Genomic DNA, 25,166 nt, shown 5'->3' with positions numbered 1-25,166 from the left:
AAAAGCATGAAGACAGCACCTCACCCCCATCGCCGCAGCCTGCTCCTCGCCGGCGCCTCGCTGCTGGCACCTGGCGCCCTGCTCGGCGCACGCAGTGCGCTCGCGCAAGACAAGTGGCCGTCGCGCCCCATCACCTATGTCGTGCCCTTCACGCCCGGCGGCTCGACCGACGTGATCGGCCGCGTCATCGCGCAAAAGCTCGGCGACGCGCTCGGCCAGCCGGTGATCGTCGACAACCGGCCCGGTGCGGCGGGTGCCGTCGGCGCGGGCTACGTCGCCAAGGCCAAGCCCGACGGCTACACGCTCTTCGGCGGGACCATCAGCACGCATGCCATCAACGCGAGCCTGTACAAGAACCTGCCCTACGACCCGGTGAAGGACTTCGACCCGATCTCGCTCGTGGCCTTCCTGCCCAACGTGCTGATCGTCGACCCTGCGCTCGGCGTCAACTCGGTGGCCGACCTGATCGCGCTGCTGAAGAAGGACCCGGCCCGGCGCACCTTCGCGTCGTCGGGTGCCGGCACGTCCACGCACCTCGCTGGCGAGATGCTGGCCGACATGATCGGCGTGAAGCTCACGCACATTCCGTACAAGGGCACGCCGCCGGCGATGCTCGACGTGTCGTCGGGCCAGGTCACTTTCATGTTCGACCAGATCACCGCGGCGCTGCCGCTGGTACAGGCCGGCAAGCTCAAGCTGCTGGCCGTGACCACCGCCAAGCGCATGGCGCTGGCGCCCGAGCTGCCAACAATGCAGGAGGCCGGCGTGAAGGGCTTCGAGATGGCGTCGTGGCAGGCGGTGTATGCGCCGAAGAACCTGCCCGCGCCCATCGCGCAGCGGCTGGCGTCCGAGATCCACAAGATCCTTCTCACGCCCGAGGTGAAGGACAAGCTCACGAATCAGCTCGGCATGGAGGTGGTGGCGGGTTCGCCGGCCGACCTCGCCGCGCTGATGCAGAAAGAGATCCCGCGCTGGGGCGAGCTCGTCCGCAAGTCCGGCGCCACGGCCAACTGAGTTTTCATCTTCCCCATCAATCCATGACCGACACCACAACGCTCTCCGACACCACAACGCTCTCCGACGACACCCGCGAACGCCTGCGCCACGTGAGCGTCGCCACGCTCTGCACGCAGCTCTTCAAACGCGGCTTCCGCAACGTCTACCTGCAGCAGGTGCGCCGCCTCACGACGCCCAGCGGCGGCAACCTGGTCGGCCCGGCCTTCACCATGCGCAACATCCCGGCGCGCGAGGACATCGACCAGATCAGCGCCTTCGACGACCCGAACCATCCGCAGCGCAAGGGCATCGAGAGCGTGCCGCCGGGCCATGTGCTGGTGATCGACTGCCGCGGCGAAACGCGCGTGGCGTCGGGTGGCCAGATCCTCACGACGCGGCTCAAGGTGCGCGGCGCGGCGGGCCTGGTGTCCGACGGCCCGGTGCGCGACAGCGGCCCGATCTCGCAGATGGACTTCCCGGTGTATTGCGCCGGAGGCAGCGCGCCGCTCAACCTCATTCACCACCATGCCATCGACCTCAACGTGCCGATCGGCTGCGGCGGCGTGCCGGTGTATCCGGGCGACGTGATGGTGGGCGACGACGAAGGCGTGGTCGTGATCCCGCAGCACCTGGCCGACGAGGTGTCGCGCGACGCGGTCGAACAGGAAAAGATGGAGGCCTTCATCCTCGAACGCATCGAAGGCGGTGCCCGGCTGGCCGGCACCTACCCACCCAATGCAGAAACCCGCGCCGCCTTCGACGGCTGGCGCAAGGAAAAGGGAGTTTGACCATGGCGTCTCCACTTCGAGCACTTCAACTGGCGTGCGCACTGGCGGTGGCCGCCGTGCTGCCCGCGCAGGCGCAGACCTACCCGAGCAAGCAGATCACCATCGTCGTGCCGGCCTCGCCGGGCGGTGCGATCGACCTGGCGGCGCGCCTCATCGGCCAGAAGCTCACCGAGGCCTGGGGCCAGCCGGTGGTCATCGACAACCGCGCGGGCGCGACCGGCATCATCGGCACCGACCTGGTCGCCAAGAGCCCGCCCGACGGCCACATGCTGGTGCTGGTCGCCAGCAGCCATGCGATCAACCCCAGCATGGTCAAGAAGCTGCCCTTTGACACGGTCAAGAGCTTCGAGCCGGTCGCGCTGACGCACGTGGTGCCGCTGGTGCTGATCGTCTCGCCCACGCTGCCGGTGAAATCGGTGAAGGAACTGATCGCCTACGGCAAGGCCAACCCCGGCAAGCTGAGCTTCGCGTCGAGCGGCAACGGCGGTGCACCGCATTTCTCGGGCGAGCTGTTCAAGTCGATGGCCGGCCTCGACATGACGCACATCCCGTACAAAGGCAGCACGCTGGCGCACCCCGATCTGATCAGCGGCCGCACCTCGCTCATGTTCGACACGGTGGCTGCCGCCAACGTGCAGATCAAGGCCGAGCGCCTGCGCGCGCTGGCGGTGACGACGACCAAGCGCTCCTCCGTGCTGCCCGACGTTCCCACCATGCAGGAAGCCGGCGTGGCGGGTTACGAGACCAGCACCTGGGGCGGCCTGCTCGCGCCGGCCGGCACGCCCAAGGCCACGGTCGCCAAGCTCAATGCCGAGGTCAACAAGATCCTCGCGATGCCCGAGGTGCGCAAGACGCTGCAGGACAACGGCATCGAGCCCGGCAACGGCACGCCGCAGCAGTTCGGCGACTTCATCGGCACCGAGATGGTGAAGTGGTCGAAGGTCGCCAAGGATGCGGGCATCCAGGCCGAGTGAGCGGTACGCTTCTCCTTCTTTTTCTCTGACGCGAATTTCTTCATGCCCCAACGCCTGCTCCAGATCGGCCCGCTGCTGCCCGCCCTCGAAACCCGACTCGCTGCCACCTACGACGTCCATCTGCTGCACCAGGAGGCCGACCCGAAAGCCTTTCTCGCGGCGCATGGGCGCGATTTCGTCGGCGTCGCGACCTCGGCCCGCTTCGGCGCCGACGCCGCGCTCATCGCCGCCCTGCCGAACCTCCAGGTCATCTCGAGCTTCGGCGTCGGCCTCGACGCGATCGACCTCGGTGCCGCGCGCGCCCGCGGCATCGCCGTCGGCTACACGCCCGACGTGCTCAACGACTGCGTGGCCGACACCGCCTTCGCGCTGGTGATGGACGTGGCACGCCGCTTCAGCGCATCGGACCGCTTCGTGCGGCGCGGCGACTGGCTGAAAGGCCAGTTCCCGCTCGCCACCAAGGTATCGGGCAAGAAGCTCGGCATCCTCGGCATGGGCCGCATCGGCCGCGTGATCGCGCGCCGCGCGTCGGGCTTCGACATGGACGTGCGCTATCACAACCGCACGCCGCTGAGCGATGTGGACCATGTCTATGCGGGCTCGCTGAAGGAACTCGCCGAATGGGCCGACTTCCTCGTCGTGGCGAGCGCGGGCGGCGCCGAGACGCGCGGCCTGGTGTCGCGCGAGATCCTCGAAGCGCTTGGGCCGACGGGCTATCTCGTCAACATCTCGCGCGGCACGGTGGTCGACGAGAAGGCCCTGGTCGAAGCCCTGCAGAACGGCCGCATCGCCGGTGCCGGCCTCGACGTGTTCGAGGACGAACCGAAGGTGCCCGAGGCGCTGTTCGCGCTCGACAACGTCGTGCTGCTGCCGCACCTGGCCAGCAACACGCACGAGACGCGCGCGGCCATGGCGCAACGGGTGGAGGACAACCTCGCGGCCTTCTTCGCGGGCAGGCCGCTCGTGAGCGCGGCCCACTGACCCGAACCGATAACCACAAAAGGAGACACACCATGCACCACACCATCGGCAATCCGCGCCGGCAATTCCTCAAGACGGCCGCCGGCGCAGGCGCTGCCGCCCTCAGCGGCCTGGCCGGCGCACAGGCCTTCGACTTCCGGCCGAGCCAGCGCTACCCCGACCCGGCGGTGATGATCCTCGACCCGAGCTTCGCCAAGTACCGCATCTACAGCAGCACGCTGGAGCAACTGGGCAGCGGCATGCGGTGGGCCGAGGGCCCGGTGTACTTCCCCGAGCAGGGCTACCTCCTGCTGAGCGACATCCCGAACAACCGGCTGATGAAGTACGACGAGAAGACCGACACCTTCGGCGTGCACAAGACCAACGTCAACTACGCCAACGGCAACACCCGCGACCGGCAGGGCCGCCTCATCAGCTGCGAACACTCGGTGACGCGGCGCATCGTGCGCACCGAGAAGGACGGCCGCATGACCGTGCTGGCCGACAGCTTCGAAGGCAAGCGCCTGAATGCGCCGAACGACATCGTCGTGCGGTCCGACGACAGCATCTGGTTCACCGACCCGACCTTCGGCATCAACGGCGAATGGGAAGGTTCGCGCGCTACGCCCGAACAGGCCACGACCAACGTCTACCGCATCGCGAAAGACGGCACGCTCGCGGCGGTGATCACCGACCTGGTGAACCCAAACGGCCTGGCCTTCTCGCCGGACGAGCGCAAGCTCTACGTCGTCGAGTGGAAGGGCACGCCGAACCGCAGCATCTGGAGCTACGACGTCGCGGCCGACGGCGCCAGCGTGTCGAACAAGGCCAAGCTGATCGACGCTGGCGGCCCGGGCGCCTTCGACGGCTTCCGCGTCGACCGCGACGGCAACCTGTGGTGCGGCTGGGGCCACACCGGCGCACTGGCGGCCGAGCCGACCGACATCGGCGGTGGCATGAAGGCCTACCTGCCGAACGCCCGTTCGGACGAGATGGACGGCGTGAAGATCTTCAACCCGCAGGGCAAGCCGATCGGCTTCATCCGCCTGCCCGAGCGCTGCGCCAACCTGGAGTTCGGCGGGCCGAAACGCAACCGTCTCTACATGACGAGCAGCCATTCGCTCTATGCGCTGTATGTGGAGGCGCACGGCGCAGTCTGAGAGGCTCTGAGGCGGCGCGCCAGGTGCGGCCGGTGCGCCCGACAAGGACCGAGATAATCGGCCTCGTTCACCCGCCCACCCGCCCACCCGTCCATCCTTCGAGGACCGCATGACCGTCTCCGCGCCGATCGCCGCCCTGCTCCTCGCCGCCTTCTCGGCGCTTGTTCCGGCAGCCCACGCCCAGCCCCGAACGAACGCTGCGGCCGGCTACCAAGGGCCGTTGTTCGACACGCACCTGCACTACAACCAGGAGGCGTGGGACGGCAACACCGGGCCCTACCCGCCGGCCGAGGCGCTGGCACGCTTCCAGCGCAACGACGTGCGCGCGATCATCGCCAACTCGCGGCCGAACGCCGGCACGCAGACGCTGGCGGCGTCGCGCGAGACCCGCGCCGCCGGCGTGCGCGTGGTGCCCTTCGTGCGGCTCTACCGCAACCGCGACGACTACGGCAGCTGGTTCCGCGACGACACCATCTACGACATGGTGCAGGCCGAGCTGGCGCGCGGCACGCCGAGCGGCCCGTACCGCGGCCTCGGCGAATTCCACCTGTACGACAGCGCCAACGCCAACGGCCCGGTGGCCAGGAAGCTGATGGTGCTGGCCGAGCAGCAGCAGCTCGCAGTGCTGGCGCATGTCGACGATGTGGCGATCGACCTGCTGATGGCCAACGCACCGTCGAAGGGGCAGCGCCTTCGCCTGATCTGGGCGCACACGGGCATCGGCGGCGCGCCGATCGAGCGGGTGCAGGCGCTGCTCGAGCGCTACCCGCTGCTGATGGGCGAGCTCTCGTACCGGCCGGGCCTGACCTGCGGCGACGGCACCCTGTGCCCCGAATGGCGGGCGCTCATCCTGAAGTACCCGGGGCGCTTCGTGATCGGCTCCGACACCTGGGTCAACCAGCGTTGGAGCGCCTACGACGAGATCATGCGCGGCTACCGCACCTGGCTGGCCGACCTGCCGCCCGACGTGGCGCAGCGCGTGGCCTGGGGCAACGCGGCGGCGCTGTTCGAGCTGCGCTGAACGAGGCGGCATCCACGGGGCGGACAACGCCGCGGTGACCGTCGCGCCGGGCTCGGCAGGCGGCGTCGAAAAATCAAGGCGACCATCCGACCGAGCATTGGCAAATCACACTCATTCTCATTTACAATTCAGGAGGCGTTGCATGGCGTGCGCCGGGCTGGCAAGCGCCCCGGTGCTGCTCCTCTGTGACTTTCAAAACTCCTGACTCCCTGTGCCAGAGCGTCACTACCGAGAACTGCTGCGGTACTTCATTCGCAAGGCCGGAAACGGCGACGCTGCCGCCGATGTAGTCCAGGAGGCCTACATGCGCGTGTTCGCGCTTCAGCATGGCGGCGGCACCATCCGCGAGCCGCGGGCGCTTCTCTTCCAGGCTGCGCGCAACATATGGACCAACCAGATCGTTCGCCGGGCCGCCGAGCTGCGCATGCTCGAGACGCTGGCCGTGGTCCGGGACGACAGCGTCCCTTCCGTGGAGCGCGAAGTCATGGCGCGACAGCAGCTGGCGCATCTCTTGCGGCTGCTCTCGAGCATGCCGCGCAAGCGGCGTGAAGTCTTCGTGCTGGTGCGCATTCATGGGTTGAGCTATGCCCAGACATGTGCCCACCTGGACCTGAGCCTCAAGGCCGTGGAACATCACATGACGCGCGCCTTGCTCGACTGCGCCGGCTACGGCCGGCTTTCAGACACTGACTAAGACCTCCAGCACCGCGATGACCCACCCTCAAGGCAATGATGGGCTGCTTGGCGCCGAGGAAAGGCGGGCACCCCGCCGGCTGGTGGCGCACGCCCTCACCTTGTTGGGACGCATGGAACGCGCGGATCCGCAGCTTTCAGAGGCGGCCGAGGCGGCGCTCCTGGCTTGGCGCCAGCAAAGCCCCAAGAACGAAGAGGCGGCCGCCACCGCATGGCGCATCTGGCAGTTGACGGGGCAAAGCGAAGCACGTGCGCTGCTGCCCATGCCCCCACGGGCCGAGGACCGGCCTCTGTCTCGACGCCGGGCCATGGGCCTGCTCGGCGTCTTGGGCTTCACTGCAGCGGCGGTCGCAGGCGCCCGGTTCTACTGGGGGCAGCCGCTGGAAGCTTTCGCGCTGCACACCCCGCGCGGCCGCACGCTGACCCGCACGCTGGACGATGGCACCCGACTGGACCTCGACGCGCTCACTGCTGCGCGGGTGCAATTGTTCCGCGATCGGCGTACGGTGCATCTCCTCGAGGGAGAGGCGCGTTTTGGCGTGACGCACGATGCGGAGCGGCCATTCATCGTGACCTGCGCCTGGGGCAGCGTGCAGGTCGTGGGTACCACCTTCACGGTGTCGGCACGCGAGGGCCGCATGCGCGTGGCCGTTGCCGAGGGACGCGTCCTCGTGCGTGCGACGAACGCGCCAGCTGCGGCCGGTTCGCTCGCGCTCGGCCCCGGAGAGGCGGTCGAGACGGATGCAACGGGCCTGCGGGCACCCTGGGCGATCGATGTGGCCGATGTGGCCGCCTGGACGCAGGGCTGGCTCGTCTTTCGCAACACGCCGCTTTCCGAGGTGGTGGCGCGCTGGAACGACTACCTTGGGCAGCCGATTCGACTCGACACGGACGCACGCCTTGAGCGGCTGCGTGTCTCCGGCCGTTTTGCCCTCCGCGATCTGCAGGGGTTCCTCGATGCATTGGCATTGATGGTGCCGGTCCAGGTCCGGCGTGCTGCAGACGGCGCGACCGACATCCAGGTTCGCCGCTGAACGCGTCCCCCAGTCCGTCAAGCGGATCTTTTTTGGGGGGTTTTTGGGGGGTATTGGCCCTCGAACTTGTCTTCTGTTCGAACCAACCCCAAGGACCTTCGAACATGAGCAAGCCTGCCGCGCAGCCCCTACTCCCTTTCCCGCATGCCGTCACTCGTCATCCCGTCGCCTGGATCGCCCGCGTCAAGCCGCTGGCAGCGGCCGCCGCGATGTGTGCCAACGTCCTGGTCCTCACGGGCGGCCAGGTCCATGCGCAGAGCGCTTCGTCCCTGGCCGTGGCACAAACGCCACTGGCCCTTTCCGCGCAGGCACTTCCCATCCGCCTGGGCGTCCTCTCGCGCCAGTTCGGTGTCTCGATCGGGGGTGAGGCCGCCCTGCTCGAGGGCCGCCTCGCCCCGGCCTTGAATGGCTCCTTCGATCTGCAGCAGGCGATGGATCGCACGCTGGAGAACACGGGCCTCACCTACGTTCGCTCCGCCTCGACGGTGACCGTCTTGCCGGCGGGTGACGGGCGTGCCAGCACGCTGGCGGCCGTCACCGTCACGGCGAGCGCCCCGGCGGAGACGGCCAGCAGCCGGGTGGAGGGTTTCATCGCGCGTCGCACGGCCACGGCCACCAAGACGGACACACCCATTTCGGAGATCGCGCAGTCCATCTCGGTCGTCACGCGCGACCAGATGGAGGCGCAAGGTGTCCAGACCGTCGAGCAGGCCCTGCGCTACACGGCTGGCGTGCTGACCGAGGTCACCGGCTATGACCTGCGATACGCGAGCCTGAACATTCGCGGCTTCGACGCGACCCTCTATCGCGATGGCCTGAGGGTCTTCAAGACCGGGACCTACGGTGATTGGCTCACCGAACCCCAGGGTGTCGAGCGCGTCGAAGTGCTCAAGGGCCCCTCCGCCGTCCTCTACGGGCAAGGCGGCCCGGGGGGCATCGTCAACCAGGTCTCCAAGCGCCCGACGAGCGATGCGGTCAGCGAGGTCAGCCTGAGCGCGGGCAATCATGGCCGTTATCAGGCCGGCTTCGATCTGGGACGGACGCTCGACGCCGACGGTACGCTGATGTTCCGGTTGAATGGCATGGGCCGCGACAGCCGCACGCAGACGGCCCACTCGCAGGACGACCGGATGTACATTGCGCCCGCGCTGACCTGGAAGCCCACGGCGCAGACCTCGCTCACGATCCTGGCAGACGTCACGCGCGACCGCATGACGCCCAAGAGCTGGTGGCCGAACCAGTCACTTCTCGGCACGTATGCAGAGGGGCGGATTCCTGTGCGTACCTTCGCCGGCGAGCCCGCGTTCGACCGCTACGACCGGGACATGCACTCGCTGGGCTATCTGCTGGAGCATCGCTTCGACGAGACGCTGACCTTGCGTCAGCAGCTGCGCCGAGCCAGTTTCGAGCTGGATTATCAGCACGTGTATGCGACGGCGGTTCGCGGCGACCAGCGCAGCGTCAACCGGGCATCGCTCATCTCCCGCAGCAAGAGCGATGTCACCACGGTGGACACCAGCCTGCAGAAGGAAGCCGCGACCGGGCCACTGCGCCACACGCTCCTGCTGGGCCTGGACTACCAGCGCTTCTCCGGCAGCGAGGACATCGGCTTTGGCAATGCACCCGTCCTGGACATCTTCAATCCGATCTACGGACGCGCCTTCAGCGCACCGGTGACCGCCCCAAGTACCGCGGAACTGCGTCAGCTTGGGCTCTATGCCCAGGACCAGATGCGCTGGGACCGGTGGATCTTGACCGCCGGGGTGCGTCATGACCGGGCCGATACCGTGCGGCGGGCCGGCGCGACCGAAGCCTCTGCCGAGGACGGCAAGACCACCGGCAGCGTGGGCGCCATGTACCGCTTCGACAACGGGATCTCGCCCTACGCCAGTTACGCGACCGCCTTCGTGCCGGTCGTCGGCAGCAACTACCGGGGGACCCCGCAACCAGAGACGAGCGAGCAGTTCGAGCTGGGCGTGAAGTTCGAGCCCGCGGGCGCTGGCCATCTGCTCACCGCGGCGGTGTTCGACCTGCGTCGCCAGAATGTCACCACCCTGGATCCCACCAACCCGCTGCTGCGCGTGCAGACGGGCGAGGTCAGGGCACGCGGTCTCGAGCTGGAAGGCAAGTCGCGCTTGAGCGCCGGCGTCGATCTGATCGCAAGCTACACGTATCTCGACGCTGAGATCACGCGCAGCAATGATCCCGCGGAGCTCGGCAAGCGCCCTTTTCAGACCGCTCGGCAAACCGCCAAGCTCTGGTTGAACTACGCCTTTCGCAGTGAGGCGGCCCGCGGCTGGAGCGTCGGCGCCGGTGTGCGCCGCGTTGGCCCCACGGTGGCCGACACCTACAACCGCTACTGGAACGCGGGGTATACGTTGATCGACGCGGCCGTGCGCTACGACGCCGGGCCCGTGCGCTTCTCGATCAATGTCGCCAATCTCACCGACGAGGTGACGACCGCCAACCGGGCGCAGTTCTACGGCCAGGACCGCACGGTCACTGCCACCCTGGGCTATCGCTGGTAGCTGGGCCGGGCACGCTCGGTCAGGCCTGCGCCGCCAGATGCGCAGCGAGCTGGTCGAGCGTGCCGCCAAAGCCCATCTGCATCGACGGGAAGCCGGCCAGGAACACCGCCGTCTCGACCGCGTTGGCGTTCAAGGGCACGCCCTGGATGTCAAGGGTGGTCTTGCCGTGCGATTCGGTGAAGGTCCAGGTGTTGAGGATCTCCATCGGCCACGCGTCGGCGAAGGGCGCGCGCGTCAGGCCACCCTGCGGGTCGGAAAAGGAATTGACGAAGACGATGCGGCCCGGCGCTTCGATCTCGCGGTAGACGAAGCGCCCCCACATCGTCTGGCCGCCGGCCTCCATCGCGTAGACGAACATGCCGCCCGGCCGGAGATCGAGCCGCGCCAGGCGGATCGCGAAGCCCTTGGGGCCCCACCATTTTTCCAACTGCGCGAGTTCGGTGAAGGCCTTCCACACCTGGTCGCGCGGCGCGTCGAAGGTGCGGGACAAGGTGAACGGGGTCACGGGCGTGGCATCGCGGGGATCGGCTGACTCGGTCATCGGGAGGCTCCTGGGTTGGATGGGCGCTGGCGCGCCGGGTTGCCCACCACGGTAGCACCGGCGGGCACATCGCGGGTGACCACGCTGCCCGCGCCGATCACCGCATCGTCGCCGACGGTCACGCCGGGCAGCACGATGGCGCCGCCGCCGATCCAGACGTTGCGTCCGATGCGGATCGGCCGGCCGAATTCCAGCCCCGATTCTCGCTCGACGGGCGTGCGGGGATGATCGGCCGTGAGGATCTGCACGCCGGGGCCGATCTGCGTCTTGTCGCCGATCGTCACCTCGACGACGTCGAGGATCACGCAGTTGAAATTGAGGAAGACGCCCTCGCCCACGCGGATGTTGAAGCCGTAGTCGCAATGGAACGGCGGGCGGATGCCGGCGCCCTGGCCCACGGCCGCGAAGCGCTCGACGAGCAGCTGTCGACGCTCGGCGCTGGTGGCGCCCAGCGAGGCGTTGTAGCGCACCAGCCATTCGCGCGTGGCCGCGAGATCAGCCTGGATTTCGGCGTCGCCGGCGTCGTACAGATCGCCGGCGAGCATCCGCTGCTTCTGGGTTCGGGTGTCGAGGGTCATGGCGTGGATTGTGGCGATGCCTCGTGGCCGTCGCTGTCGGACGCGACACCCGACGCGGCTACGCCAGAAAGTCGCCCAGCCACCGGTTGGTCTCGTCGGCACGCTCGTACTGCACCCAGTGGCCCGCACCGTCGATCACCGTGCCGCGCCGCTGCGGATGCCCGCCGGTCAGTTGCGCCACCAGCGGCCGCGGATCGGCGGTCACGTCGAACTCGCCCCACACCAGCAACTGCGGGCCGGCGTGCGCTTCGAGCGCCTGCTGCAACCCGCCGGCCAGCGAGATCTCCTTGCTGCGCAGGCGCGTGCCGTGGCACGAGATGTCGTGGATGGTGAAGGCGAGCGCGTCGATGGCGGTCGGGTCGTGCAGCATCAGCGCCGCCAGGTTGTGGCGCAGCGCGGCAGCTTCGGCGGTGCGGTCGGACGCGGCGCGCCAGTTGATCATCTGGACGGCCATGCGACGCAGCGTGCCGTGGCCGCCGCTGCCCAGCAGCACCAGCTTGCGCACCGCACCGCGCCGGGCCGCGAACTTCGCGGCGCTGAGGCCGCCAAAGGAAAAGCCGCCCAGGTCGATCGGCGTGCCGGCACCGATCAAGGTGTCGAGCGTGCCGCCGAGCGCTTCGAGCAAGGGGTCGAGCGGCGCATCGCCCGCGACCATGGCGCGCGGCACGTCGGAGTCATGAAAGCCGGGCATGTCGGGCAGCCAGAGCACGCGTTCGGCCGACAGGGCCTCGATGTTGCGGATCCAGTGCAGCCAGCTGCCGTGCCCGCCGTGCAGCAACACCAGCGGAGGCCGATCCGACTGGGCAGGGCCGAAGCGGCGCCAGCGCACGCGCACACCCTGGTGCATCGGGTCGTGGTGGGTGGACAGCGCATCGATCTGCGCGATCAGGCGAAGCGCGTCGGCCTCGTTGCCAGCGGAGAGAGGGGTGGGTGGATTCACCCGACCGATTCTGCCCGCCTCCCGCGGCACGCTTCAGAGGGTGCCGATGCGAAAGCTCGACACCGCGATGCCGCCCATGAAGGCGTCCTCGTGGTAGACGCGCTCGCCCTGCTCGCCCTCGGCCGCACCGACCGCGACCATCAGCGGGATCAGGTGCTCTTCCCGCGGATGCGCGATGCGTGCGGCCGGTGCCGACGCCCAGTCGATCAGCTGCGCCACCCGCTCGGCCGGGCTGGCCTGCACCACGGCCTGGTCGAGCCAGTCGTCGAAGGCCTTCGAGACGTCGCGCGCCTGCGGGCCGAAATTGCGCAGGTTGTGGTAGCTCAGGCCGCTGCCGATGATGAGCACGTCTTCGCGGCGCAGGGGCGCCAGCGCGCGGCCGAGCGCCAGGTGCTCGGCCGGGTCGAGCCCGCGCTTGAGCGACAGCTGCACCACCGGCACGTCGGCCTTCGGGTAGATCGCGGCCATGGGCGAGAACATGCCGTGGTCGTAGCCGCGTGCCGCGTCGATGCCCGACGGCAGGCCGGCGGCTTCGATCAACGTGCGCACGCGTTGCGCCAGCTCGGGCGAACCGGGGGCGTCGTAGTGCACCTGGTAGGTGTGGGCGGGGAAGCCGCCGTAGTCGTAGATCATCGGTGGGCGGGGGTTGCCCTGCACCGTGAAGACGGGCGCCTCCCAATGGGCCGACACCATGAGGATCGCGCGCGGCGTGCGGCCGATCTGACGCGGAATGTCGGCCAGCGAAGCCTCCAGTTGGGCGTAGGCATCGCCCATCTCGCGCTTCATCCAGGGCCAGGGGCCGCCGCCGTGCGAGATGAAATAGGTCGGAAGGGTCGTGTCGCTCGTGGTCATGGAATGCTCCTTGCCCACGAGTCTAGAGATTTCACCTCTGGAAATCGATGGGCTAGCATTCAACGCATCATTTCTCCAGAGGAAATCAACCATGGACCGTCTGACCAGCCTGCGGGTGTTTCGCGAGGTGGTGGACGCCGGCAGCTTCGCCGCCGCCGCCGGTCGGCTCGACATCTCGGCGCCGATGGCCAGCAAGCATGTCGCGCAGCTGGAGAAGTCGCTGGGCGCACGTCTGCTCAACCGCTCCAGTCGCCACCTGAGCCTGACCGAGGCCGGCGAGGCCTGGTACGCGCAGAGCGCGCAGGCGCTCGACCTGCTCGACGCCGCCGAGGCCGCCATCGGCCGCAAGAACGAGGCGCCGCGCGGCCAGTTGAAGGTCAGCGCGCCGGTGTGGTGTGCCACGCCGCGCATCGCCCGGGTGCTGGCCGACTACCGTGCAGCCTTCCCCGAGGTGCTGGTCGACATGCACCTGGAGAACCGCAAGGTCGACCTGGCCGCCGACGGCTACGACCTGGCGCTGCGCGCCACGCACGAGCCCTCCCCCGCGCTCATCGCACGGCCGCTGTGCCAGGTGCAGTTCCACCTGGTGGGCGCGGCCGACCTGCTGGCGCGCGACGGTGTGCCCGCCACACCGGCCGACCTGGCGCGGCTCGGCGCCATCGTGCCGAGCTACGTGAACCTGGAAGGCTTCACGCTGCGCGGGCCCGGCGGGCGGCAGGCGCCGCTGCGGCTCAGCCCGGTGCTGCGCTCCGACGACACCAACCTCACGCTGCACGCAGTGCGCGCCGGCCTGGGTGTCTCCTTCCTGCCGGCCTGGCTGGTCGACGAGGACATCGCGGCCCGCCGCCTCGTGCCACTGATCCCGGCCTACAGCGTGGCGCCGGTGACGCTCTTTGCCGTCTACACCAGCCGCCAGTACATGGCGCCCAAGCTGCGCAGCTTCATCGATTTCCTTGGCCAAGCGCTGTCGCCCGCGAGCAGGCAATGAATGGAGGTAGCGCCTAGACTGGCCGCCCCTTCCCGCCCCGGAGATTCCGACATGCCCTTCGCCACCGACCGCACCGCCCTCGAACTCCGTTCCCTCATCACGCCGTCCGGCCAACTGGAGGTCAGCCTGGCCGAGGTGACGATCGCCACGCCCGGACCCGATGAAGTGGTGGTGCGGCTCGAGGCCGCGCCGATCAACCCGTCGGACCTCGGCCTGCTTTTCGGCGCCGCGGACATGAAGACAGCCGCCGTGTCCGGCACGCCCGCGCGGCCGGTGGTGGCCGCGCGCGTGCCCGAGGCCGCGATGCAGGCGATGACCGGCCGGCTGGGTGAATCGATGCCGGTCGGCAACGAAGGCGCGGGCGTGGTGGTCGAAGCAGGCTCCTCGCCCGCAGCGCAGGCGCTGCTCGGCAAGACGGTCGCGCTGATCGGCGGCGCGATGTACGCACAGTACCGCGTCATCGCGGCCGACCAGTGCCTGCGGCTGCCCGACGACGCGACGCCGGCCGAAGGCGCGTCCTGCTTCGTCAACCCGCTGACCGCCCTCGGCATGGTCGAAACGATGAAGCGCGAAGGCCATACCGCGCTGGTCCACACGGCCGCGGCGTCGAACCTCGGCCAGATGCTGCAGCGCATCTGCCTGAAGGACGGCATCGCCCTGGTCAACATCGTGCGCAAGCCCGAACAGGTGGCGCTGCTGAAGTCGCAGGGCGCGGTGCACGTGTGCGACGCCAGTGCCCCGAGCTTTGTCGACGACCTGACCGAGGCGCTGGTGGCGACCGGTGCGACGATCGCCTTCGACGCCACCGGCGGTGGCCCGCTGGCCGGGCAGATCCTCGGCTGCATGGAAGCCGCCCTGGTGCGCACCGCCACCGTCTACAGCCGCTACGGCACCAGCACGCACAAGCAGGTCTACCTCTACGGCGGCCTCGACACGCGGCCGACCGAGTTCCGCCGCAACTTCGGCATGGCCTGGGGCATGGGCGGCTGGCTGCTGTTCCCCTTCCTGCAGAAGATCGGCCCGGTCGCCGCGCAGGTGCTCAAGCAGCGCGTGGCGGCCGAGTTGAAGACCACCTTCGCGAGCCGCTATGCGGGGGAGCTCTCGCTGGCCGAGGTGCTGTCGCTCGACGCGATGGCGCTTTACAACAAACGTGCCACCGGCGAGAAGTACCTGATCGCGCCGCACAAGAGCTGAGCCCGGCGCCTGGCTGCCGCTGCACGGCGTGGCAGTTGTCCGACGCGCCAGCGCCCGAAGGGCTGCTACCGTCGTCGCCCAAATGACGCAGCAGCCGCCAGCCATCGACCCCGCCCGTCCGCCCGCCACCTACGACGATATCTTCGTGGGCGACAGTGAGATGGCGCAGCTCATGCGGCAGCACGACTGGGCGTCCACCCCGCTCGGGTCCCCTGCGCAATGGCCCGAGGGCCTGAAGGTGGCGCTGCGCATCCTGCTGACCTCCCGCTTCGAGATGTGGCTGGGCTGGGGGCCCGACGTCGCCTTTTTCTACAACGACGCCTACCGCCCCACGCTCGGCCAGAAGCATCCGAGGTCGCTGGCGATGCCGACCCGGGACCTGTATGCGGAGATCTGGGACGACGTCAAGGGCCGCATCGAGACGGTCTACAAGAAGGGGGAGTCGACCTGGGACGACTCGATGATGCTGCTGCTGGAACGCGCCGGCTACCCCGAGGAGACCTACCACACCTTCTCGTACAGCCCGCTGCTGGGCGACCAGGGCAAGGTCGAGGGCCTCTTCTGCGCGGTGTCGGAGGTCACGGCCCGCGTCATCAGCGAGCGGCGGCTCGAACTGCTGCGCGCGCTCAGCGCGAGCCTGACGGGCGCCGATACGCGCCGCGCGGTGGTCGAGGCCGCCCATGAAGCCCTGGGCCGCGCGCCGCGCGACCTGCCCTTCGCGCTGATGTACCTGTTCGACGCCGCTGGCGAGGCGCATCTGCGTTGCGCGACGGGCATCGAGGACGGACACGCGCTGGCGCCCCGGCGCCTGGCCCCCGGCGCCGATGCACCTTGGCAGGTCGGGCGGCTGCTGGCGGGCGAGACCTCGTTCGTGGTCTCGCTCGACGGGCTGCCCGACGTGCCGCGTGGCCCGTGGAACCTTCCGTCCCCCGCGGCTTTCGTGGTGTCGCTGCCGCCGCAGGGCGCAGCGCGACCGGCCGGCTTCCTGGTGTGCGGAACGAATCCCTACCGACCGATCACCGCCGACTACCTGAGCTTCGTGCAGCTGCTGGCCGGGCAGATCGCACCCAGCCTCTCGAATGCCGAAGCGCTCGAAACCAGCACCGCGGAACGCGACCGCCTGCGTGGCCTGTTCCGCAAGGCGCCGGGCTTCATGTGCGTGTTGAGCGGGCCGACGCATGTCATCGAGCTGATGAACGACGCCTACCAGCAGCTCATCGGCCACCGCAACGTCGAGGGCATGCCGCTGCGCGACGCGCTGCCGGAACTGACCGGACAGGGCTTCTTCGAGCTGCTCGACACGGTCTATGCCCGGGGCACGCCCTTCGTGGGCAGCGCGCGCCGCATCATGCTGCAGCGCGAATCCGGCGCGCCGCTGGCCGAGCGCTTTCTGGACTTCGTCTACCAGCCGATCCTCGATGCCAACGGCGCGGCCACCGGCGTGTTCGCCGAAGGCTCGGACGTGACCGAACGGGTGCTGGCCGAGAACGCCCTGCGCGCGCTCAACAGCAGCCTCGAGCAGCGCATCGGCGAACGCACGCGCGAGGTGGAGGACGCGCTGGAGCGCCTGCGCGTCGAATCCCGCGAGCGCGAGGCCGCGCAGGAGGCGCTGCGCCAGGCCCAGAAGATGGAGGCCGTCGGCCAACTCACCGGCGGGCTGGCGCACGACTTCAACAACCTGCTGGCTGGCATCACCGGCAGCCTCGAACTGATGCAGCGCCGCCTGAAGCAGGGCCGCCATGAAGACCTGGAGCGCTACATCAACGTCGGCCAGGGTGCGGCACGGCGCGCGGCCGCCCTGACGCACCGGCTGCTGGCCTTCTCGCGCCGCCAGACGCTGGACCCGAAGGCGACCGACATCAACCGGCTGGTGCGCGGCATGGAAGACCTGATCCGCCGCACCATCGGCCCGGAGAACCAGCTCGAGGTGGTGGGCGCGGTGGGCCTGTGGATCACGCAGGTGGACCCGCACCAGCTCGAAAACGCGCTGCTCAACCTGTGCCTCAACGCACGCGACGCCATGCCCGGCGGTGGTCGCCTGACGATCGAGACGGCCAACAAGTGGATGGACGAGCGCGTCGCGAAGGAACGCGACCTGCAGCCGGGCCAGTACGTGTCGCTCTGCGTGACCGACACCGGCACCGGCATGGCGCCTGACGTGGCCCAACGCGTGTTCGAGCCCTTCTTCACCACCAAGCCGATCGGCATGGGCACCGGCCTGGGCCTGTCGATGGTCTACGGTTTCGCACGCCAGTCAGGCGGGCAGGTGCGCGTCTATTCGGAAGCCGGACTGGGGACGACGATGTGCGTGTACCTGCCACGGCACTACGAGATCGAAGCAGTCGACGAGCTGCCGGCCGGCGCCGGCGAAGCGCCGCATGCCGGCGCCGGCACCGTGATGGTGGTGGACGACGAGCCGACGGTGCGGGCGCTGGTGAGCGATGTGCTGGTCGAGCTGGGCTATCGCATCCTGGAGGCCGAAGACGGCGCCACCGGCCTGGCGCTGCTGCAGAGCAACGTACCGATCGTTCTGCTGATCACCGACGTCGGCCTGCCCGGCGGCATGAACGGCCGACAGCTGGCCGACGCCGCACGCGCGGGGCGGCCCGATCTCAAGGTGCTGTTCATCACGGGGTACGCAGAAAACGCGGTGGTCGGCAACGGCCACCTCGACCCGGGCATGGAAGTCATGACCAAACCCTTCACGCTCGATGCGCTGGCGGTGCGGGTGCAGCAGATGGTGGCCGCAAAGTCCTGACGCGGGCGCGGCGTCGGCGGGGCCGCTAAAGTCGATGCCCTTCACCGCTTGACACTGCCGCGCCGGCCCTGGCCGCGCCGCCACCGAGACATCCCGCCTTGTTCCGCTTCTTCGAGAGACTGCTCAACCCCTACCCCGCCGCCGAGCCCACGCTGCCACCCGACGGTTTCTTCGCCTTCCTCTGGGCCTGCACGGCGGGCCTGCGCGGCAAGATCGCGACCATGGCGCTGCTCACGGCCGCCATGTCGTCCTTCGAGGCGTTGCTGTTCGCCATGCTCGGGCGCATCGTCGACTGGCTGGGTGGCCAGGTGCCGGCCAGGCTATGGGAAGACCGCGGCACCACGCTCACCTGGCTGGCCGTCGCGCTGGTCGCGAGCATCGCGGTGGTCGGGCTGCAGACCATCGTCAAGCACCAGACGCTGGCCATCAACCTGCCGATGCGGCTGCGCTGGAATTTCCACCGCCTCATGCTCGGCCAGAGCATGGCCTTCTACCAGGACGAGTTCGCCGGCCGCGTCACCGCCAAGGTGATGCAGACCGCGCTGGCCGTGCGCGACACCATCTTCGTGCTGGCCGACGTGCTGGTGGCGATGGGTGTGTACGTCATCACGCTGATCGTGCTGGCTGCCGTGCTCGACACGCAGCTCATGATTCCCTTCGTGATCTGGCTGTTGCTCTACATCGTGCAGCTGATGTGGTTCGTGCCGCGCCTTGGCGTGATCGGCAAGGCGCAGGCCGATGCGCGCGCCGACATGACCGGGCGCATCACCGACGCCTACACCAACATCGCCACCGTCAAGCTGTTCTCGCACACCCAGCGCGAAGCCGGCTTCGCGCGATCGGCCATGCAGACGTTCCAGGCCACCGGCCAGGCGCAGATGCGGCTGGTGAGCGCCTTCGAGATCACCAACCACATCCTCAGCATGGGCCTGACCGCAGGCATGGCGGGCATGGGCCTGTGGTTGTGGTCGCAGGGCGCTGTCGGCGTGGGCGCCGTGGCCGCGGCAACCGCGATGGCGCTGCGCCTGCAGGGCATGTCGCACTGGATCATGTGGGAGATGACCAGCCTGTTCGAGAACATCGGCACGGTGCAGGACGGCATGAAGACCCTGTCGCGCGCACGCACCGTGATCGATGAGCCGGCCGCGAAGACGCTGCAGGTGCCGCACGGCGAGGTGCGCTTCGAGCACGCGAGCTTCCGCTACGCCGAAGGCCGCCCGCGCGTCATCGACGACATGACGCTGGTGGTGCGCCCCGGCGAGAAGATCGGCTTGGTCGGCCGCTCGGGCGCGGGCAAGTCGACGCTGGTGAACCTGCTGCTGCGCTTTCATGACCTGGACGGTGGCCGCATCCTGATCGACGGGCAGGACATCGCACAAGTGACGCAGGATTCGCTGCGCGAGCACATCGGCATGGTCACGCAGGACACCTCGCTGCTGCACCGCTCGGTGGCCGACAACATCGCCTACGGCCGGCCCGACGCGAGCGATGACGCGATCCGCGCCGCCGCCGAGCGCGCCGAAGCGCACGACTTCATCGGCACGCTGGGCGACGCGAAGGGCCGCGAGGGCTACCAGGCCCATGTCGGCGAACGCGGCGTGAAGCTGTCGGGCGGCCAGCGCCAGCGCATCGCCATCGCGCGCGTGATGCTCAAGGACGCGCCCATCCTGCTGCTCGACGAAGCCACCAGCGCGCTCGACTCCGAGGTCGAGGCGGCCATCCAGGCGAGCCTCTACCGGCTGATGGAGGGCAAGACGGTGATCGCCATCGCGCACCGCCTCTCGACCATCGCGGCGATGGACCGGCTCATCGTGCTCGACGATGGCCGCGTGGTGGAAGAAGGCGACCACCAGACGCTGCTGGCGCGCGATGGCCTCTACGCCCGCCTGTGGGCGCACCAGAGCGGCGGCTTCCTGGGCGAAAGCTAGCCGCTCAGCGCATCAAGTCAACTGGCGCGGGCGGTGAGCCATTGCGACGGCGTCAATGCCGCCGCGACCACACGCACCTCGCCGATGTTGCCGAAGAAGCCGTCGGCGCGGGCACCGTCCCACGAGCCACCGCCGACCACCCACGGCATCGCCGCCGACAGCGTCGCCAGGCCTTGCGCATTGCTGGTATTGCGCAGCACCGGCGCGCCTTCCACGTACATCGTGGTGTTGTGCGAGCTGGGGTCGTTGACGATCGCCACGTGCACCCAGCCGCCGGCGATGATCTCGCCCGACCAGTTGGTGCGCGGCGAACGCGTGCCCTGGCTCGGCACGATTTCCCACTGCACTTCGCGCAGGCTGGAGATGGCGAACAGCAGCGGTGGCGATTCCGGGTCACCGCCCGAATAGCCCGCCAGGTTGCCGCGCCGCCCGTCGCGCGTCATGACATTCATCCAGGCCTGCTTGCCGCTGGTCCAGCCGGTGTCGATCTTGATGAAGGCCTCGATCGTGTAGCCGCTCTCCAGCGTCTGGGCGTTCAGGGGCGCGGCGGCGTCCGTCAGGAAGTAGCTCAGGCGCGGCAGGTTCTTGTCGGTGTTGAGGAAGCGCACCGAACCTGGCGCGGCCGACAGGAAGTGGCGGTCATCGCTCCACACAATGTCGCCGGCCACTGCGCCCTGGCTGCCGCCCTGGTTCAGCGCGTCGCGGCGCAGCGGGTTGGCGCCGGTCACGTCGGCGATCACGGTGCCCACCGGCACCGGCTGGTTCACCGTGCCGCCGAAGAAGCGCCAGTGGGCCAGCGTGTTCGCGACCTTCGGGTAGTCCTCGGTGTTCGCCGCGGCGCGCGGTGCGGTCACCATCGGCTCGGTGTAGTTCGCCAGGATCTTGGCCTTGGCCTGCGCCACCAGCGACGTGGCGATGGTCGCCTCGCCGACGCCGAAGCTCTTGTTGAACCCACTGAAGCGCTGGCTGAAGTCCATGTCGATGGTGAACGCCTCGTTGGCCGTGGTGAGCACCGCCTGGTCGAAAGAGGTCAACGTCGCGGCCGGCTTTTCCGGCACCCACGGCGAGAACGACAACACCTTGATCTTCTTGTTCGTCAGGTCGAATTCATAGAGGCGCATCAGGCCGTTGCCGCCCTGGTAAGCCATCTGGTAGTCGACCACCATCTCCTCGACCGCGTGGCCGAAATCGTTGGTCTTCGTGAGGTGGGCCGCACCGTGGTGATGGCCGTTGAGCGTCATGAAGATCTGGTCGTTGTCGCGGATCAGCTTCTGCCAGAGCATCAGGCCGTACGCGGTTTCCAGCGGGCTCACGCCGTCGGCGGCGATGTTGAGCAGCTGGTGGTTGACCAGGATCACCGGCAGCGTCGGGTGGCTGGCGATGACGTTGCGCGCCCAGGCGATGCCGGCGTCGGACGCGCGCCACGACAGCGACAGCACCATGAACTTCTGCCCTTGCGCCTCGAACACGTGGTATTCGTGGAAGCCGCTCGCGTCGCGCCCGCCGAAGGTCGACTGCGCCGCGGCGCGCGTCTTGCCGAACCACTGCAGGTAGGGCTCGTTGGCCAGCGTGCGGTTCGCATCGGTGCCGCCGACCGGGTCGATGCCGTAGTCGACATCATTGAGCACGTCATGGTTGCCGGCCAGCACGCTGTACGGGTGCTTGGCGGTTTCCAGCACCTTCATCGCGCTGTCTGCCACCTTCCATTGATCGGGCAGGCGCACCTGGTCGACCACGTCGCCAAGATGGATGGTGAAGGGAATGTTCAGCGCCTTGGCGTTCTCTGCGATCCAGCCCGTCTGGGCCGAGAAGGGCTCGTTGCCGAAGCGCGTCTGGTACTGGCTGCTTTCAGCCGTGGTCGCGTAGCGCGAATAGAACTGCGTGTCGGGCAGCACGGCGAGCGCAAAACTCGAGATCGGCGTCGGCGTTGGTGCCGGCGCGGCTTCGGGCGCCGGGGCAGGCGCGGGTGTCGGCGTGTTGCCCGAGGGCGCGCCGGGGGCCGCGGGCGCCGCCGCCGAATCGCCGCCACCGCCGCAGGCGGCCAGCAGAGAACCACTGCCGACGGTGAGCAGCGTGGCGCCGAGCTTGAGGAGCCGACGACGCGCCTCGCCGTCGCTCGCGCTCACGGCAGGTGCGGCATCGGTACGGGCAGGGTTGCCGGTGCCATGGAGTGTCGGGCGCAGGTCGCGCGGATCGTTGGACTGAGACATGGGAAGAAAGGACAGGAGTCGGAGAAGCGCGCAGCGTAGGCAGCGGGCATGACGCCCCCATGAAGCGGGCGTGACACTTGTCGGCGAACGGTGGGGAGCCACCGTGGCTGCGCCCAGAGCAGGCGGATGCCCTGCGTGGAAGGCGCCAGGCGCTACGGACTCGCAGCCGTCGCCGGCGCCTCCGGCCAACGCTGCGGCACGCGGCGGAGGTTGTCGACCGAGTAGCCGAGCTCCTTCAGGCGCGCCACCGCCGTCTGGTAGGACGTCTCGGGAATCTTCGGCGTGCGCGCCATGATCCAGGCGTAGTCGCGGTCGCTGCGGCCGATGATGGTCAGCTGGTAGTCCCTGTCGATGTCGACGATCACGTATTCGGCCTTGATCGGCCAGATGAACTGCATGCCCCAGACCGCATTGTTGGTTTCGGGCACCACGGTAGCGACCGGGTTCATCGTCTTGAGCTCGCCGTCGAAGGCGCCTTCGCGGTACCGGAACCGCGTGGCGATCGTGCCGTCGGGCTGCAGCGTGTACGACTCGACCGCGTTGAAGGCACTGCGCTCGGGCCGCGTGGGGATGTTGCCGATGACGTACCAATCGCCCATGAAGCGCTCCAGGTCGACCTGCGGCACCGACCGGATCGTGGTGTTCGGCGACACGGCGCATCCGGCGACAAGGAGTGCCGCGACAACAGCGGCGGCCAGCAGGACGGGTGCCTTGGCGAGTTGTCGGGACAGGGATCGTTTCATGGTGTCGGCTCCGGAAGTTGGCTGCAAGGTACCGGCCGTTCTGCGCCGGAAGCGTCGGACGGGGCGCTGCGGCGCTGCAGCCCGCCTGGCCCATGTCAACGCGGCCGGCGTCCTTCACACCATGGTGGCTTGGCTGGCCGCAGAGTCGTCAGTTGAGTGAAGCTGGCTTGGCACCCGGGGGATTCCCGCCTAGCCGGACCGGTGACTCGGCTCGCACAATGGCCCGCTCGCCGTGGCACGCCATGACGCAGACATGCCAACAACAGCAGGAGACACATCCATGAGCAGCAACACACGACGCCATCTGATGGTCGGCGGCGCGGCCACGGTGGCCGGGGCCCTGGCCGGCTGCGCGAGCCCGACGGGCCGCAGCGGATCGACCCGGACGCCGTTCGACGTACCGTCGGTGACCATTCCCATCGTGGGCACCGACCAGGCGTTTCCGGTGCGGCGCATCTATTGCATCGGTCGCAACTACGCGGCGCACGCGCGCGAGATGGGATCCGACCCCACGCGCGAGCCGCCCTTCTTCTTCCAGAAGCCGGCGGACGCCATCCAGGTGGTCACGCCCGGCGTGGTGGCCGACCACCCCTACCCGACGCTGACGAAGAACTACCACTACGAGGTGGAGCTGGTGGTGGCGTTGTCCAAAGGCGGGCGCAACATCGCCGCCGCCGATGCGCTGAGTCTGGTGTACGGCTATTCGCTGGGGCTCGACATGACGCGGCGCGACCTGCAGCGTGAGATGGGCGACCAGAAGAAGCCGTGGGAGATCGGCAAGAGCTTCGACCACTCGGCACCGGTCGGCCCCATCCACCCGGTGGCGAGGGTCGGACACTTCGCCGACGGTGCGATCTGGCTCAAGGTGAACGGCCAGACCAAGCAGAGCGCCACGCTCAAATACATGATCTGGTCGGTGGCCGAGCAGATCAGCCGGCTGTCGCAGGCCTTCGAGCTGATGCCCGGCGACATCATCTATTCCGGCACGCCGGAAAACGTCGGGCCGGTGGTGCGCGGCGATCTGATCGAGATCCACATCGACGGCTTGCCGAACCTGTCGGTGCGAATCGTCTGAACGCGAGCGTGCGGACATCCGACCCTCTTCAGGGTTTCAACGTGCATGCCGCGTACGCGACAAAAAACTGCGGGGGCAAGATGCGGAGATTCGTCGTCTGGCTTTGTTCGATGGTTGCGGCCACCGCTTTTGCGCAGGAGTTACCGCCTTGGCGAATGTCGACCCCCCAAGAGCAGCGCCTCGATGCAGCCATCTTCGAGGGTTTCGACGAAGGTATTGCCACGACCCTGGGTGATGTCCAAAGCGTCGTGGTCGTTCTCCAAGGCCGCAAGGTGTACGAGTACGACCGTGATGGCAATCCCGATACGCTGCGAGACGCGCAGTCTGTCAGCAAGAGCGCCATGGCCCTGCTGGTGGGAACCGCGCTGCAGCGCGGGCAGCTTGCTTCGTTGGAACAGCCGGTGGTCGACCTCGTCCCAGAGTGGCGCGCCCTCAACTCGGACCCTCGTTCGCAGGCCATCACGCTTCGACACCTCCTCGCCATGACAACGGGCTTTGAGGTCGATGACGCCGCAGGGACTGCCGCGCCACTCGCTCCAGCGGCGGCTTGGGCCCGGCCGATTCGTGCAGCCCCAGGCGAGCGCTTCGCTTACGACAACAGCGGTCCGCTCATGGTTCAAGGCATTCTCGAACGGATCACCGGCCGCCGCATCGCCGAGCTGGTACGCGACCAACTTGTGACGCCACTGGCTTTACGGGAGCCCCAGTACGTTCACAACAGTGCGTGGATGAGAACGGTGGATATGGCCAAGGTCGGCGCTCTGCTGCTACATGACGGTCGATGGGCAGACCACCAAGTTCTGTCCCCCGGGTTCGTGGCGCAGCTGGTTAAACCTCAAAGTGCCGGCGGGCCGCCCGTCGGCTTGCCGTACGGACTGGGCTGGTGGGCCGCATCCGGTCCGACGTACATCGCAAGCGGCTATGCAGGCCAAGTCATTTGGGTTCACCCGCCGCTGGACTTGGTCGTGGCCGTGAACTCGACGGTCTCGCCGGAGAGCCAACAGCGCGGCCAAGCCATGCGACTCGCACGGGGTCGCATCTTCCAAGCCGCGCAGAAGCGGCTGGCACTGAATGGCAAGTAGTCAGCTTTCGGCGGCGGATTCAACTGGTCGATGCAACACACTAACCACTGCTGAGGCAGAAGGAGTGTTGCAGATGAAGTATCGGACGCGAACCTACTACACGGACGCCCAGAAGGCATTGAT

21 protein-coding genes are annotated in these 25,166 nt (G+C 68.4%); 15 read left to right on the top strand and 6 right to left on the bottom strand.

The genetic code is table 11. The features are described 5' to 3' along the window. Nucleotides 1–6: 6 nt before the first annotated feature. From ACSFA2_RS24435 to ACSFA2_RS24395, 9 genes are all read left to right on the top strand, one after another. A complete protein-coding gene (locus ACSFA2_RS24435; RefSeq protein WP_435457924.1) occupies nt 7–1,014 on the top strand; it encodes a Bug family tripartite tricarboxylate transporter substrate binding protein in 1,008 nt (335 codons plus the stop codon). A 23-nt stretch (nt 1,015–1,037) separates the two neighbouring features. After that, complete coding sequence (locus tag ACSFA2_RS24430; protein WP_435457923.1) at nt 1,038–1,784, top strand: ribonuclease activity regulator RraA; 747 nt, start codon at nt 1,038–1,040, stop codon at nt 1,782–1,784. A 2-nt stretch (nt 1,785–1,786) separates the two neighbouring features. Further along, the gene (locus ACSFA2_RS24425; RefSeq protein ID WP_435457922.1) at nt 1,787–2,758 is read left to right on the top strand and encodes a tripartite tricarboxylate transporter substrate binding protein; all 972 of its coding nucleotides are present in this window, start codon (nt 1,787–1,789) and stop codon (nt 2,756–2,758) included. Nucleotides 2,759–2,800: 42 nt separating this feature from the next. Further along, nucleotides 2,801–3,739 carry a 2-hydroxyacid dehydrogenase gene (locus ACSFA2_RS24420; RefSeq protein WP_435457921.1) on the top strand — a complete coding sequence of 313 codons (939 nt, stop codon included), beginning with the start codon at nt 2,801–2,803 and terminating at the stop codon, nt 3,737–3,739. Nucleotides 3,740–3,771: 32 nt separating this feature from the next. Next, nucleotides 3,772–4,878, top strand: coding sequence for an SMP-30/gluconolactonase/LRE family protein (locus tag ACSFA2_RS24415; protein WP_435457920.1), 1,107 nt, complete (start codon nt 3,772–3,774; stop codon nt 4,876–4,878). Between the two features lie 109 nt (nt 4,879–4,987). Then, nucleotides 4,988–5,899: an amidohydrolase family protein gene (locus ACSFA2_RS24410; protein ID WP_435457919.1), complete on the top strand. Its 912-nt coding sequence runs from the start codon at nt 4,988–4,990 to the stop codon at nt 5,897–5,899. A 211-nt stretch (nt 5,900–6,110) separates the two neighbouring features. Then, nucleotides 6,111–6,593, top strand: a complete 483-nt coding sequence (locus tag ACSFA2_RS24405) for an RNA polymerase sigma factor (protein ID WP_435457918.1) — start codon at nt 6,111–6,113, stop codon at nt 6,591–6,593. Nucleotides 6,594–6,609: 16 nt separating this feature from the next. Next, a complete protein-coding gene (locus tag ACSFA2_RS24400; protein ID WP_435457917.1) occupies nt 6,610–7,626 on the top strand; it encodes a FecR family protein in 1,017 nt (338 codons plus the stop codon). Nucleotides 7,627–7,730: 104 nt separating this feature from the next. Then, a complete protein-coding gene (locus tag ACSFA2_RS24395) occupies nt 7,731–10,154 on the top strand; it encodes a TonB-dependent siderophore receptor (RefSeq protein WP_435457916.1) in 2,424 nt (807 codons plus the stop codon). 19 nt (nt 10,155–10,173) lie between these two features. Here the strand turns inward: ACSFA2_RS24395 and ACSFA2_RS24390 are convergent, their stop codons facing one another. The 4 genes from ACSFA2_RS24390 to ACSFA2_RS24375 all read right to left on the bottom strand — a co-directional run bounded on the left by ACSFA2_RS24390 (nt 10,174) and on the right by ACSFA2_RS24375 (nt 13,065). Further along, on the bottom strand, nt 10,174–10,695 hold the full coding sequence (locus tag ACSFA2_RS24390; RefSeq protein ID WP_435457915.1) for an SRPBCC family protein: 522 nt from the start codon (nt 10,693–10,695) through the stop codon (nt 10,174–10,176). Further along, complete coding sequence (locus ACSFA2_RS24385; RefSeq protein ID WP_435457914.1) at nt 10,692–11,273, bottom strand: sugar O-acetyltransferase; 582 nt, start codon at nt 11,271–11,273, stop codon at nt 10,692–10,694. The genes ACSFA2_RS24390 and ACSFA2_RS24385 overlap by 4 nt, the downstream gene beginning before the upstream one ends. 58 nt (nt 11,274–11,331) lie before the next feature. Then, on the bottom strand, nt 11,332–12,120 hold the full coding sequence (locus tag ACSFA2_RS24380) for an alpha/beta fold hydrolase (protein WP_435457970.1): 789 nt from the start codon (nt 12,118–12,120) through the stop codon (nt 11,332–11,334). A 126-nt stretch (nt 12,121–12,246) separates the two neighbouring features. Then, nucleotides 12,247–13,065, bottom strand: a complete 819-nt coding sequence (locus tag ACSFA2_RS24375) for a DODA-type extradiol aromatic ring-opening family dioxygenase (protein WP_435457913.1) — start codon at nt 13,063–13,065, stop codon at nt 12,247–12,249. 91 nt (nt 13,066–13,156) lie between these two features. On the opposite strand from ACSFA2_RS24375, the gene ACSFA2_RS24370 reads away from it, so the two are divergent. The 4 genes from ACSFA2_RS24370 (at nt 13,157) to ACSFA2_RS24355 (ending at nt 19,933) form a co-directional block, all read left to right on the top strand. Beyond that, nucleotides 13,157–14,053: a LysR family transcriptional regulator gene (locus ACSFA2_RS24370; RefSeq protein WP_435457912.1), complete on the top strand. Its 897-nt coding sequence runs from the start codon at nt 13,157–13,159 to the stop codon at nt 14,051–14,053. 51 nt (nt 14,054–14,104) lie between these two features. Further along, complete coding sequence (locus ACSFA2_RS24365; protein ID WP_435457911.1) at nt 14,105–15,247, top strand: zinc-binding dehydrogenase; 1,143 nt, start codon at nt 14,105–14,107, stop codon at nt 15,245–15,247. An 82-nt stretch (nt 15,248–15,329) separates the two neighbouring features. Further along, nucleotides 15,330–18,005: an ATP-binding protein gene (locus ACSFA2_RS24360; RefSeq protein ID WP_435457910.1), complete on the top strand. Its 2,676-nt coding sequence runs from the start codon at nt 15,330–15,332 to the stop codon at nt 18,003–18,005. 98 nt (nt 18,006–18,103) lie between these two features. Further along, nucleotides 18,104–19,933 carry an ABC transporter ATP-binding protein gene (locus ACSFA2_RS24355; protein WP_435457909.1) on the top strand — a complete coding sequence of 610 codons (1,830 nt, stop codon included), beginning with the start codon at nt 18,104–18,106 and terminating at the stop codon, nt 19,931–19,933. 17 nt (nt 19,934–19,950) lie between these two features. Here the strand turns inward: ACSFA2_RS24355 and ACSFA2_RS24350 are convergent, their stop codons facing one another. Continuing rightward, the gene (locus ACSFA2_RS24350) at nt 19,951–22,143 is read right to left on the bottom strand and encodes a LamG-like jellyroll fold domain-containing protein (protein WP_435457908.1); all 2,193 of its coding nucleotides are present in this window, start codon (nt 22,141–22,143) and stop codon (nt 19,951–19,953) included. A gap of 152 nt (nt 22,144–22,295) precedes the next feature. Further along, nucleotides 22,296–22,886, bottom strand: coding sequence for a lipocalin family protein (locus ACSFA2_RS24345; protein WP_435457907.1), 591 nt, complete (start codon nt 22,884–22,886; stop codon nt 22,296–22,298). 280 nt (nt 22,887–23,166) lie between these two features. Here ACSFA2_RS24345 and ACSFA2_RS24340 point away from each other — a divergent pair, with 280 nt between their 5' ends. Beyond that, nucleotides 23,167–23,961, top strand: coding sequence for a fumarylacetoacetate hydrolase family protein (locus ACSFA2_RS24340; RefSeq protein WP_435457906.1), 795 nt, complete (start codon nt 23,167–23,169; stop codon nt 23,959–23,961). A 155-nt stretch (nt 23,962–24,116) separates the two neighbouring features. Beyond that, nucleotides 24,117–25,043: a serine hydrolase domain-containing protein gene (locus ACSFA2_RS24335; RefSeq protein ID WP_435457905.1), complete on the top strand. Its 927-nt coding sequence runs from the start codon at nt 24,117–24,119 to the stop codon at nt 25,041–25,043. The last annotated feature ends 123 nt before the right edge of the window (nt 25,044–25,166 follow it).

The sequence above is a fragment of the Variovorax cryoconiti genome (assembly GCF_051216395.1).
Classification (GTDB): domain Bacteria; phylum Pseudomonadota; class Gammaproteobacteria; order Burkholderiales; family Burkholderiaceae_C; genus Variovorax.
Note: the sequence above shows the minus strand (reverse complement) of the source record. Positions and strands in the feature narration are given on the sequence as shown.